Below are 12,771 nucleotides of genomic sequence, written 5' to 3'. Positions count from 1 at the left end.
AGGCCTGAAGTTCACGGAGCAAAGCGAATTCGGCATCAAGCTGGCCTGGAACGCCTGGAACAACGCGCCGCGCTACCGCGTCCAGTTCTCCACCACGCCCGACATGTCCGGCGCCACGTACTACCGCTACACCACCACCACCGCCGAYATCCGCGGCCTCACCCCCAACACCACCTACTACTTCCGGGTCTCGGCCATCTCCGCCGACGGAACCACCAGCCTCAGCCCCTACTCCACCGCCATCACCGCCAAAACCACCGCCGCTGCCCCCACTGNCCCAACACCACCTACTACTTCCGGGTCTCGGCCATCTCCGCCGACGGAACCACCAGCCTCAGCCCCTACTCCACCGCCATCACCGCCAAAACCACCGCACGGACTGCGCTGGCCCCCGTCGCCAATCCGCTCCGGGTTGCCAGTTACAACGTGAAATGCGCAAACTGCTTTGCTGGCGATCCGAACGAGCTCCCGTGGTCGGATCGTCGAAGCGCTGTAGTCTCGAGCATCAAGAGCCAGCTCCCCGATGTGCTCGGCGTCCAAGAGGCCTCACAGGGCTGGTTGAAGGACGACTCTCGACCAGGCGGGATTTCACAGTTCGAGGACCTCGCCGAGCGCCTGGTCGCCAGCGGCGCTCCCTACAAGCTGACGAACACCAAGCGGAACAACTGCGTGAACCACGCGACGCCGACAAACTGCGTCTACCAGTACCAGGGGGCTTCGCAGGGCACCAAGCTCCTCTTCAACACCAACACCGTCGAACTGGTCACCGAAGGCTCACTCGCCCTGCCGTCACTGTCAGGCGAGGACAACGGCCGATACGTGGCCTGGGGGACCTTTCGGCAGAAATCCACCGGGAAGAAGTTCTTCGTAGCCAATGCCCACCTGCAGCCGGGGGGTGGAGCCGAATACCAGACACTCCGCGATCAGCAAACCAAGAGCGTCCTCGCCGAGATCAAGCTTAGGAATACGGAGAACCTTCCAGTTCTCATCACCGGGGACCTGAACTCACACAAGTGGACGGATCCGGCGAACGTACCCTACGACGTCCTCACGGCAGCGGGCTACGTAGACCCCTTGGGGAATACGTATGCGACGGATCAGCCGAGTTCTGGTGCTACTGCAGAATCGCGGATCGGGACGTTCTATGACAGCTTCAATGCCTTCAACCGCCTGGCCAACGCGCGGAACGACTCCGGAAACGGGACATACCTCGACTACATCTTCACGTCGAAGATGAGGGTTGCCGAATGGGAGACGGTTGTGAACGTCGATGCCTACGGGAACTTCGTAGGCGTTATCCCCTCGGACCACAACATGATCCGGGTGGACGTCGGACTGCCCTAGTCCCCGCCGGCTCGCCGGGACGGCGCACCCTCCTGCATGGAGGGTGCGCCGTTTTATCTGATCCCCTCTAAGGACGCTCGAGCCATCCTCCGCAGCGGGTTGTCCTAGGAAGTGTCTACGCTCTCCTCGAGCTTGCGGTCCACGGCAAGGTGCATCTCGCGTCCCCACCGGGCCGTGACCGCAGGATCCGAGAAGCGTTCAGCCGTACCGCGAGCGGCCGCCCGCATGGCGCGCAATTCATCTGCCGACGAGGACGAGATCTTAGCTATGCGCTGTGCCACAGCCTCCACATCACCAGGCGGCACGAGGAAGCCATTGACTCCGTCCTCAATGAGATCCGCCGGCCCATAGGGGATGTCGTAGGCGATGGGCAGGCAGCCTCCGCTCATCGCTTCCAGCAGGACGAGGGGCAGACCCTCCGTGGTGCTCGTCAGCAGCGTGAACGACGCCGCCCAAAGGTTCTGCCGTGCAGTCTCGCTGAAGCCCGGTAGGTGAACCGAGGACAACAACCCCGATTCATCGACGAATTGCTCCAACCGGCCGCGGTCGGGCCCGTCACCGAAGATCATGAGACTGCAGTCGGCCCCCGAGTCCCTCGCGATCTTCACCGCCTTAATGGCATGTTGCACACGCTTGCGTCCGTTCAAACTCGCGAGCATGACGCCAACGCCGGAGTCGCGCTCCTGATCGACGTCGAACGGCACGAGTTCCGTGCTGTTCGGCACCACCCCTGTCGTGGCCGAGGCACCGTACACGTCATCGACATCCTTCTTCTGCGCTGCCGTCAGGAAGATCACGGCGTCGAACGAGGACAGCCGCTCGAAGGTGTAGCGGCGGACGCGGCTCAGCTCCCCGTGCGGCGGCAACTGGCCTGCGGCCATGTGCGAATTGTGCACCAGATGCATGGTGATGACGTTGGGCCTGCGGTAGCGCGTGATGAAGTTGGCCGTCGATTTGCTGTCGATGATCATGAAGGTCTCCCGACCGGCGACCACGACATCCAGCCAGAACAAGTACAGGGGCCACATCTGATTCCAGGAGGCCACTTGAAGCCCGTTGCTATCGCACAGCGTGACAAGGCGACCGCCCTCCGTGCCGAAGTCGGTAAGATCCCGGCGGTCGGACGCGTATACCGACCCGTCTGCTCTCAGGTAGTCGATTTGAAGGACGATAGCACCCGTCTGGTCGTACCGTACCCGCCTCCGGAGCTCTCCTGCGAAGAGCTCGTCCTTGCCTTCGTTCAACGCGACGGGCCGGTACTCGCCCTTCACGCGCGGACCAGATCGGGCTGAATCGAGTGCCGGGTCAGGAAGCGACCGAAGCTCGTCCCAGAGATTGCGCAGCTGCATACCTGGGATCAATTCCCGGCTTACCTCGAGTTCGCAGGCGATATCGGGATAATCCGGTTGATAGTCGAAGGTGAGTACGTCGACGTGCTGCCCGCCCTCCGTGACGAAGGCTCTAGAACGACGGAGCATTGCGCTGGTCATGCCGCCGTAGTCGAAGGGTATGCCCCAGGTGACAGCGCAGTGGTATCCATCGGGTAGGACGTGCTGGCCGGTGACCGCGCCGGAGTGCAGCATAGGAGTGAGTTGCCTTTCGTGGTAGGTCCTGAGACGTGCGCTGCCGTCAGGGACTAGCTGAGAACCATGCTCATGCTGCCGTGGCGGGTGGCGTAAACCTGAAGTGACACGGGGTCGCCGTGGAGCGGCATCCTCGTCGTAGCGTGGCTACCGGCACATCTTGCTTCCAGCGTGAAGTCGACCGTACTGGGCCGGAGGGACCGTGTCACTGCAGGATCGAAATCGAACTGCAGGCGGTATGCGCCCTCCCCTGTCACGACTGCTTCGCTCGCCTCGACCCGGAAGAAGTTCTGCTGTTGGCGGGCCCGCATCGCGCAGAAGAAGGACGGTGTCTCTGGAAGAGCTGTGTCAGACGACGACACCTGGGCCAGGACTTGGATTCCCAGCCGCCCACCAGATCGGACGCAGTAGTCGGTGGAAGTAATTGAGACGGTCAAGGCTACGGGCGCCCGGTGCTTGCGTTCCCACGCCTCCCGCATCACCTCGGCCCATCTCGAGACAATCGAGTGATCTGAGAAATCGCGCGCTCGCTCCATGGCGGCGACGCGGAGGGTAAGTTGCTCGTCCTCGGGCAGGGCCAGGAAAGATTCGATGCATTCGGCCAGCTTCTCGACATTTCCGTACTCGACGATGAAGCCGTTCACGCCTGTATCGATGATCGCTGCCGGACCGTACGGGACATCGTAGGCGATCGGAATGCATCCCGCCGCCATGGATTCTACGAGCACCAGCCCCATCGCCTCGGAGGTGCTCGTCAGCAGGGAGAAGGACGCGGTCTGAAATTCTGAGCGGATCTGCTTGCTGTGCCCGCGCAATCGCACGAAGTCGCCAACGCCCAGCTGGCTGATAAGACCCTGAAGGGCGTCGCGCTGGGAGCCGTCCCCGAAGGCGTCCAGCTGTACCGCGAGATCGGACGACGAGCGGACGCGATGGATTGCCCGGATCGAGTGGTCGACGCGTTTCCGGCGACTCAGAGTCGCCACTTGAATACCACGGCCTGGTGTTCGACGCCTGCTGCGATCAGCCTCCGCGTCGATGCTCCGGCTGTTCGGTAGAACGAAGGAATTACCCGCGTCCGCATAGCGCCGATGAACGTCCGCAGCCTGGTGCTCGGTCAGGTAAACGACGCCGTCGAAACGGTCAAGGTGAGGAAACACCTCCTGTGCCGATGGAGTCAGTTCGGAGGCGTAACCGTCAGCGTGGGACATCAGGTGCGATTCGTGGACGACGTAGAGCACCACGGCGCTATCGCGCCTAAAAGTGGCCATGAACCGTGCCGTGTTCTTGTTGTCGACTACGAACCAGGCGGCCGCATCCCCGATGAGAAACTCCAGCCAGGCGCGATACAGACCCCACGACGAGCCGAAGTGCCTCAGGGGCAGGCCCTCGTCGTTGCAGAGGATAAGTGAACGCCCCCCGTGGACTCCATGCTGCTGGGCATCGTGGCGATCTGAGAGAAGGAGCGATCCGTCCGTCCGGAAATGATCGACCTGCAGCAGAGTACCGTCGACAGCGTACCGAGCGCGGCGGGTGTGGGGGCCGTCGAGTTCCTTGACAGGTCCGGACCACGTCGCGAGCGGTGCGAAATCGACGAAGTCCTGACCCACGTCCGGGACGTCGAGTCCCTCGACCATGGTTGGCAGGTCCTCCCACAAATTCAGCACCGACGTGCCATCCGAAAGGAAGCCTTCTTTCGACAACCGGGACCGGATCTCCGCGTAATCACGAAAATCGTCGAAGGTGAGAATATCCACGGGTCGTCCGCCAAACTCGGCGAATGCGCGCGACCTGTGGAGCATCGCATTGGTTCGCCCTGCGAACTCCGTCGGTAGGCTCCACGTCACCGCAAAGTGCCGACCCGCCGGCAACACCGTTGCGACGTGTTCTCCGTCCGCTGCTTTAGACATGTTTCTTCCCCCAGAATCCTCGTGTATCAACGACTACCTTGCCCTCGAGACTTTCGGTTGGAATCTCCCGGAACCGGTCATGATCCACCAGGAGGACGACCACCCCTGCGGCGTCGACCGCGTCCTGCGTCTCGCGCCACTCCACGTTGGCGATCCCGGACACCACCGATGGCAGGTTCCGTCGGTCCCGCAGCGGCGTAGCCACGAGGAGTTGCGCATGAGTTGCGGCCGCGGCCAGGCGCTGCACGATCTCCACGGCCGGCGATTCCCGGATGTCGTCGATGTTGGCCTTGAACGCCAGACCCAGGCAGGCGATGACCGGCGCCTCGATCCCCTCGATCGCGGCGAGGATCTTGTCCACCACGTGTCCGGGCTTGCTGTCGTTGACCTCACGGGCCGTCCGGATCAGGTTGGCGTGTTCCGGGTCCGCGGCGACGATGAACCAGGGATCCACGGCGATGCAGTGTCCGCCCACCCCCGGTCCAGGGCTAAGGATGTTGACGCGCGGATGATGGTTGGCGAGCCGGATGAGCTCCCACACATCGATGTTCAGGGTGTCACTGATAACGCTCAGCTCGTTGGCGAAGGCGATGTTCACGTCCCGGTACGCGTTTTCCACCAGCTTGCTCATCTCGGCCGTCGCCACATCGGTGATGTGGATCTCGCCCTGGCAGAACGTCTGGTACAGCTGACGGGCGGCTTCCGAGGCGTGACGCGTCAGGCCACCGACCACGCGGTCGTTGGTGACGATCTCGATCATGATCCGGCCGGGCAGCACCCTCTCCGGACAGTGCGCCAGGTGCACCACGGGCTTACCGTCCGATCCGTCCAGGCTCAGATCCGGCCGGAGTTCGAGGAGGTAGTCACCGAGACGCTGGGTGGTACCCGGAGGCGAGGTCGACTCGAGGATGACCAGTTCCCCGCCCAGGAGCTGCGGCGCGATTCCTTCCGCAGCAGCTCTGACGTAGGAGAGATCAGCGCTCTTGTCCGCCATGAACGGCGTCGGGACCGCCACGATATAGGCGGCCGCGCGCGGCGTGGTAGTGGCCGCCCGAAGGGCGCCCTGGCTCACGGCACCGGCGACGTGGATGCCGAGGTCGGGCTCCACGAAGGGAACGAGGCCGTTGTTCACCGCGTCCACGGTTCCCTGGTTGACGTCGACACCGACGACGGAGAGACCGGTGGTGGCGAGGATCGCGGCCGTGGGCAGCCCGATGTACCCGAGACCGACGACGGCGACGTCGGCCCGATCGGACCCGGACGTACGCTCAGATATCAACGTGCTCATGTGGCCTTCCGTAGAACTTGAGATCGCCCTGTGCAAGGAGCTCGGAATCGCCGATCTGCCAGGTATGGCCGGACGCGTTCCGGATCTGGACGTAGTTGAATCGGTCTGCGGAGTAGATGGTCCCACCGCTCGTCGACACCTTTCGCAGGAACTCCGTGTCCTCGCCGCTCCGGCGGTCGGGGAACCGCTCGGCCCTGAGGAACTCGGCACGCGCGACGATGGTGGGGCCCATGACGAAGTCGGTGAAGCGGTGCTCCCGTTCGCCCGATCTCAGGATCACCGCGTCCGACGAGGTGAGATGCATGTAGTGGGCCTGCTTGCCCACCACGTCCGCACCGGAGTACTCGAGCGCGAACAGCTGGTCGCTCAGGTACTGCGGCCCGTAGTGGTCGTCGTCGTCCATCTTGGCGAGCACCTGACCGTCCGCAGCGTCGGCGCAGCGGTTGAGGCATGCGCCGAGAGTGGTGCCCGGCACCTCGGACAGGAACACGACGTCGTGGATCCCGTGGGCGAGGGCGGTGGCGCGGACCTCCCGCTCCAGGAGCGGTATCCCGTGGGCGAGGAGCACGAGCTGCGCCTGGACGCCCGCTTGTCCGCCGAGGGTGCGGCAGATGTGCTCCAGTTGCCCCGCGCGGATGGTGGGGACGAGGGCCGAGACCGTGGGGCGGGTGACGGGGTCCCGGTGGTCGGGCAGCACGGCCTCGACGACGCGTTCGGCCCTGTGCGCGTAGGTGTGCCCGGCCCAGATCCGACGCTGCGCGCGATGGGCGGTGCGGTCGTTGAACTCGGGATTGCGCACGAGGGCGCGGACGAGGTGGGCCGTCTCGGCGCGCGTCGCCGCGACCGGGACTTCGTCCGCGGTGAAGAATTCCGGGATGGCCGCGCTCGGGGCGGAGACCACCGGTGTCCCACTGGCCGAGATCTCGAAGATGCGCCGTGCGCACATACTGGGTGAGTCGACGACGGAATTGGCGTTCAGGAACACCTTGAAGGCCTTGTAGGCGGTCAGCATCTGGTCGTACCGGAGGCTTCCGACGACGCGGGCGTCCAGTGGCGCGGGAAACTGGTACTCGGGATCGCCGCCGAGCATGCGGGAGAAGATCTCGAGCCCGAACCTCATCCCGGTACCGGCGTCCATCGCGCCGCCGAGGAGCATCTGGAGCTGCTCCCGACGCTCGGGGTACTTGTGGGCGAAGTACATGCCGGCGAAGGCGACGTCCCTGGCGTGCCGGCCGTGCGGAGGGCGGACGGGATTGTGGAGGGCGGGCTGGGCAGCGAAGGGAAGCACTGCGACACGGTCGTGCCCCAGATCCTCCCGGTAGGACGGCAGGCGGCCCTCGTCAGAGGTGAACACCCAGTCTGCGAGCCCTGCCGCCTGGAGGAAGTCCCCGTAGTGGGGCGGATCCTCCTTGTTCCAGAACGCTGTAGGCACGCCATGCCCCGTGCACCAGCCCATGAGGTCACGGAACTCGGGTGAGGGACCCTCCGGCCCCCCGACCTTCCCTCGCCACAGACGGTTGTTCCCGGACCAGGCGGACTCGACGAAGACGAAATCGAGACGCTCCCCCTCGCACTGCTCCAGCCAGCGGCGGGGATCGAGCGGGATGACGGTCCACTCGAAGGCGAAGGCGGCAGAGGAGAACTCGTCGAGGATGACACCTACACGCAGCTCACTCCGGCGGGCCGTCCGCGCCACGGAAGAGGTGGGAGCGAAGGTCAGGTGCCTGCGGCGGCCATGGCCGAGCCACGCTCCCTCGGCTCCCCGCACGCCCCCCGGGACGAGATGACGCTGCTGGGCGCGCTCCCTGCGGCTCCAGGCTTGTAGCTGCCGGACACCACCGCGGCGCAGGTGCCAGAATCCGCGCCTCAGGCGCACCAGCGAACCCGTAGCACCGCTGATCATGCCTTCCTGCGTCCCGGTGCCTGGGCCTCGATCTCGGTGACGACCAGCGTGCTGCGTGCTTCCTCGCGAAGCGCGGCGGCGCTGTCGAGATTGCCCTTGGTGAGATGGCGCGTGTAGTCCAGGTACGCCGCAGTGACCGCCGCCGGGTCCCCGTCCATCAGGAGGTCACCCTCGTCCAGCCAGAGCGCTCGCGTGCACATCTCCCTGATGGTGCCCAGGCTGTGGCTGACCAGGAAGACGGAGCCGGCGCTCGCCCGGAGCTCGTTCATCCGCTCCTTGCTGCGTTCCCGGAACTGGGCATCGCCCGTGTTGAGCGCCTCGTCGATGAGGAGGATCTCGGGATCGACACTGGCGGCGATCGCGAAGCGGAGCCGGGACGACATCCCGGACGAGTAGGACCGCATGGGGAGGTGGATCGCCTTACCCAGCCCGGACAGGTCGACGATCGATGCGAACTTCTCGTCGATCTCCGGCCGGGTCATGCCCATGGCGAGGCATCCCAGGATGATGTTGTGGTCGCCGGACAGTTCAGGGACCAGCGCGGCATTGACGCCCAGCATCACGGGGACGCTGGAGGCGTAGACCGCTCCGGCGGTCGGATTGCTCTGACCGCTGATGAGCCGCATGAGGGTGCTCTTCCCCGATCCGTTCCGCCCCACGATCCCGATCGCCTCGCCGTGTTCCGCCACGAGGGACAACGGGTTCAGTGCGTCCACGGGAACGAGCGGAGGGCGACCGAGCAACCTGCGGACCAGCCCGCCGACTCCGGCGGGCACCTCCGCCCTCCGCGCGTCGGTCGAAGGGACGTGGTAGCGCATGCTGACCCCGCTGACGACCACCGTGGGCAGGACTCCCTCGCCGCCGTCGTCCTGCCTATTCGCGGACATACGATTCCTCGGCCTTCCAGAAGAACACCATGCCGAGGATCAGCGAGCCGAACGCCCAGGCGGAGAGGACACCCCAGGAGCCCCAGGACGGCAGCGTCGCATAGAGCACGCAGTCCCGCACGATGTCGAGCACGTTGAAGAGGGGATTGAGCTGGACGATGGTCAACAGCACCTCGTGGTCGATGAATCGCTCGTACGAGAAGAACACGGCGGAGGCGTACATCCAGACCCGTAGCGCGAAGCTCAGGAGATGGGTGATGTCGTTGATGCGCGAGATCATCCGGGCGAGGATCAGCCCGACGCCGAGGTTGAAGACCGCCTGGAGGAAGAGGGCCGGGAGGATCAGGAACCAGCGCCAGGTGATGTCCTCCACCGGCGGGAAGATCAGGATGAGGATCAGCATGGTGATGAGCACCGGCACGGAGGCCAGGATCTCCCGCACGTTCACCGAGATGGGAAGCGTGGCGCGAGGGAAGTTGAACGCCTGGATGACCGCCTTGTTCGCCTGGACCGAGCGTGCTCCGTTGGTGATGGCCCGAGCGCTGATCTGGAAGAGGAACACTCCGATGACGAGGTAGCCGATGAAGTTCGGGATGCCGCGGCTGGTGTTCAGCAGCAGGCCGAAGATGAGGTAGAACGTGAGCCCGTTGAGGACCGGGTTGAGGATCATCCAGGCGCTGCCCAGTCGATCCCTCCGGTTGCCGCTGCTGACCCGCGCTCGCGCATCGTAGACGATGAAGGCGCGATGGTCCCAGATCTGCTTCAGGTAGTCGAGGAATCCGGGCCGCGCGCCGATCCGGAGCAATCCGCGCGTGGAGACGGGGATCACCCTGACTCCGGCCGACTCCCGGGTTTCCTGCTCCTCCTGGCCGTCGTCGGCCATCAGGAGGTGGCTTCCAGGAGCCGGTAGGCGTCGGAGAGCTCGGCGGCATTGTGCGACCAGACGCGGGTCGCCAGTGCCTGCGCCCGGCCGTGAGTGCCGAGGCCGGAACGCTCCGACGGGTCGTCCAGGAGACGCGCGATGGCTTTCGCGAGCGCGTCGGGGCTCTCGGGCTCGACCAGGAGACCGGTGACGCCGTCCGTGACGATCTCCCGCAGCGCCGGCAGGTCGCTGGCGACGACGGCGCGGCCGCAGGCCATGGCCTCCACCGGTTTGAGCGGCGTGACGGCGCTCGTCACGTCGAGGTCCCTGCGCGGCACCACGAAGATGTCGAGAGCCTGGTGGTAGGACCGTGCCTGGTGCCGGGGGACCCGGCCGGTGAACGTCACGCGCGAGGCGATGCCCAGTTCGAGGGCCAGCGACGTGAGGGAGGCAGCTGCGGCACCGTCGCCCACGATCAGGCAGTGCAGGTCCGGTCGGGCCGGGGCCAGGAGGGCGACGGCTCGGAGGAGGGTGTCCAGACCCTCGTAGTCGACGAGGCTGCTGACCGTGCCGACGAAGACACCGGTCCCGGGCAGCCCCAGGGAACGGCGAGCTTCCGCCGGCGGGAGGGGATCGTCGAGATACTCGTCGCCGACCGCGTTCGGGCTCAGCAGGATCTTGTCCTCCGGGACTCCGTTGCGCACAATTCCCTGTCTCATAGCCTCACCTAACGTCACCACGAGGCTGGCATTGCGCATCACCTGTGCTTCACGATCAGTGAAGAGCCTATAGCGTTCGCTCGCCTTCACGTATGCCGGGCGGGTCGACGCCCAGGTGTCCGCGAGTTGACCGCGGGCCTCGTACACCCACGGTATGCCCAGGGCGCGCCCCACCTGCTCCACGACGATCCCGTTCGTGAAGGGCGTCGTCGCATGCAGGACGGAGGGCTCGAGGTCCAGAGCGAGTCGGAGCAACTCGTCGGCCTGCTGCTGCAGGCGCTCATCGAATCCCCGGGACATTGGGACCGGAAGCAGTCGATGGTAGGTGACGCCGTCGATCACGTCGACGTCAGCCGCGAAGAGCTTCCCCACCTGGACGGGGTAGCCGATCCTCGTCGCGGCGTGGACCGTCCACCCGGCCTCCGCCTGGGCCTTGAGGAGCGAATGGGTGCGCTGCGCGTAGCCGCTTCCCGTGTGCGGCAGCGAGTTGGTCAGCAGGTGCAGGACGGTTCTCCCCCGTGGCGTGTAGCCCGAGACCCCGGGGACGGACGGCGTCCAGCCCTCGTAGACCCGCACCTCCCCGGCAAGCCGCTCTGCGTGGTGATGCCGGCCCGCCTCGTTAAGCACCCCGACCGCGCCGCTCATGTCGCCGTCGTACCACCGACGGCGTGCCCGCTGCCCCGCCGTCCCGGCTCCGGAACCGGCCCGGGCCAGCAAGGCGGCGGCCTCGTCGAGCATGCCCGCCGCCAGGGCGACGTCGGCCAACCGGCGTGCGGAGCGCGCGCTGATCCCGGCGTCCAGGGCGCTGCAGAGGATCGATTCGACGCCGGACGCTCGCCCGAGCAGATGGGCCGCGAGCGCCCGGACCACCGGGAGGCGGCTCCCCCGGTCCCCCGCCGACGATCCGATGGTGCCTGCCAGTCGACGGACGAGACCGGGCGGCAGCCTGCGGCTCACCTGGATGGCGAGGATGACCGGATCGTCCTTCACATGGGTGCGGGCCGTGGCCCCGGCGAGCCGGAGGTTGCCGAGCAGGCGGAGCATCCTCACCGGCGCGGTCGTCCCGCTACCTCGGTGATGAGGTCGATGTAGGTGCGGCCCAGCGCGTGCACATTGGCATTGTTCCGGACCCAGGTCCGTCCCTGCTCGCCGATCCTCAGCAGGTGCCGGTTGTCCGCCAGGGTGTTCCAGAGCTCAGCGACCGCCGTCGCCTCCGAGGGCACGATGTGCCCTGCCTCGGCTTCCTCCAGGATGCTGCGGGCCTCTCCGCGGACGATGCCCGTGACATGTCGTCCCACCGAGAGCACCTCATAGGTCTTCGACGGGATGGTGGTGTCGAACGACTTCCAGTCGTCCCGCAGCGTCACGATGCAGGTGTCGGCACGCTCGTAGTAGTCCATGATCTCCGGTCCGTGGACCGGGGGGTGGAATTCGACGGGCGCGTCGAGCCGTCGGGCGAGAGCCATGAGCTCGTTCCGCTCCACCCCGTGTCCCACGAGGGTCAGTCTCATCTTCGGTCCGACGAGCGCAGCGGCGCGGATCGGCACGTCGAGGCGCTGGCTCTCGCCGTGGTTGCCCAGGTAGAGGACCTCGAGGCGGTCCTGCCGACCGGCCGGGGGCGCCATGTCCCGGATGGAGGCCATGTCGATACCGTTGGTGACCGTCGCGACGTTCTTCAGTCCCCTCTCGCGCAGTGTGTGGGCGAAACCATAGGTCACCGTCACCACGAGATTCGCGCGGTCCTGGATCGCGATGATGATCCGCTCCGCGAGGCTCTTCGCGTTCCCCTGGACGATGCGCGCATCGCGGGCGATGTCCGGCCAGGCATCGCGCATGTCGACCACCAGTGGCCTCCTCAGCATGCGCGAGACCACGAATCCCGCGCCGAGGATGGGTAGGCTCGGCACGGTCACGACGACGACATCCGGGCGGGGGGCGAAAGCCGAGGCAGGGATGCTCATGGCGGCGGAGAACAGGTGGTTGATCAGGCGTCCGCTGCGCGTGGTCCGGTGCCACAGGAACGGGACACGGCGGATCTGTTCGCCGGATGCACCGCGGTCCGTCCGGAACACGCGGCCCGCCTGATGACTGGTCAGGGTCCTGCGGCCGTAGGGCGCGTGCGCCACCGGGGTCACCACGTCGACGTCCCAGCCCTCTGCCCTGAAGGATCGCACGAGCTGCGTCCATCTGCGCTGGGGCGGGCTGTGCTCAGGCGAATAGGAGTGCGTGAGGAGCATGACGCGCAACGGGACCACCCCCCAGCGGAGCTTGCGACCTG

At 66.0% G+C, this 12,771-nt stretch carries 9 protein-coding genes and 1 pseudogene; 2 read left to right on the top strand and 8 right to left on the bottom strand.

Features of this window, described 5'->3' with window-relative positions; genetic code table 11:
* Nucleotides 1–4: 4 nt before the first annotated feature.
* Nucleotides 5–275, top strand: a pseudogene (locus tag ASF21_RS17560) (fibronectin type III domain-containing protein); the annotation flags it as partial.
* A gap of 1 nt (nt 276) precedes the next feature.
* Nucleotides 277–1,344, top strand: a 1,068-nt coding sequence (locus ASF21_RS10865; RefSeq protein ID WP_268753686.1) for an endonuclease/exonuclease/phosphatase family protein, incomplete at its 5' end; no start/stop codon positions are given.
* Nucleotides 1,345–1,448: 104 nt separating this feature from the next.
* Here ASF21_RS10865 and ASF21_RS10860 read toward each other — a convergent pair.
* From ASF21_RS10860 to ASF21_RS10825, 8 genes are all read right to left on the bottom strand, one after another.
* On the bottom strand, nt 1,449–2,927 hold the full coding sequence (locus ASF21_RS10860; protein ID WP_055770650.1) for a glycosyltransferase: 1,479 nt from the start codon (nt 2,925–2,927) through the stop codon (nt 1,449–1,451).
* A 53-nt stretch (nt 2,928–2,980) separates the two neighbouring features.
* Complete coding sequence (locus ASF21_RS10855; protein WP_162237536.1) at nt 2,981–4,681, bottom strand: glycosyltransferase; 1,701 nt, start codon at nt 4,679–4,681, stop codon at nt 2,981–2,983.
* Nucleotides 4,682–4,826: 145 nt separating this feature from the next.
* Nucleotides 4,827–6,122, bottom strand: coding sequence for a UDP-N-acetyl-D-mannosamine dehydrogenase (wecC, locus tag ASF21_RS10850; RefSeq protein WP_055770645.1), 1,296 nt, complete (start codon nt 6,120–6,122; stop codon nt 4,827–4,829).
* On the bottom strand, nt 6,103–8,025 hold the full coding sequence (locus tag ASF21_RS10845) for a glycosyltransferase family protein (RefSeq protein ID WP_055770641.1): 1,923 nt from the start codon (nt 8,023–8,025) through the stop codon (nt 6,103–6,105). Before ASF21_RS10845 ends, wecC begins: the two co-directional genes overlap by 20 nt.
* Complete coding sequence (locus ASF21_RS10840) at nt 8,022–8,912, bottom strand: ABC transporter ATP-binding protein (RefSeq protein WP_055770638.1); 891 nt, start codon at nt 8,910–8,912, stop codon at nt 8,022–8,024. The genes ASF21_RS10845 and ASF21_RS10840 overlap by 4 nt, the downstream gene beginning before the upstream one ends.
* Complete coding sequence (locus ASF21_RS10835) at nt 8,899–9,795, bottom strand: ABC transporter permease (RefSeq protein ID WP_082471448.1); 897 nt, start codon at nt 9,793–9,795, stop codon at nt 8,899–8,901. The genes ASF21_RS10840 and ASF21_RS10835 overlap by 14 nt, the downstream gene beginning before the upstream one ends.
* Nucleotides 9,795–11,537, bottom strand: coding sequence for a glycosyltransferase family 4 protein (locus ASF21_RS10830; RefSeq protein ID WP_055770634.1), 1,743 nt, complete (start codon nt 11,535–11,537; stop codon nt 9,795–9,797). Before ASF21_RS10830 ends, ASF21_RS10835 begins: the two co-directional genes overlap by 1 nt.
* A gap of 2 nt (nt 11,538–11,539) precedes the next feature.
* Nucleotides 11,540–12,748 carry a glycosyltransferase family 4 protein gene (locus tag ASF21_RS10825; protein ID WP_055770631.1) on the bottom strand — a complete coding sequence of 403 codons (1,209 nt, stop codon included), beginning with the start codon at nt 12,746–12,748 and terminating at the stop codon, nt 11,540–11,542.
* Nucleotides 12,749–12,771: the final 23 nt, after the last annotated feature.

It is taken from the genome of Arthrobacter sp. Leaf234 (assembly GCF_001422665.1).
Lineage (GTDB): Bacteria > Actinomycetota > Actinomycetes > Actinomycetales > Micrococcaceae > Arthrobacter_D.
The sequence above is the reverse complement of the archived record's forward strand: the minus strand, read 5'-3'. Positions and strand labels throughout refer to the sequence as shown.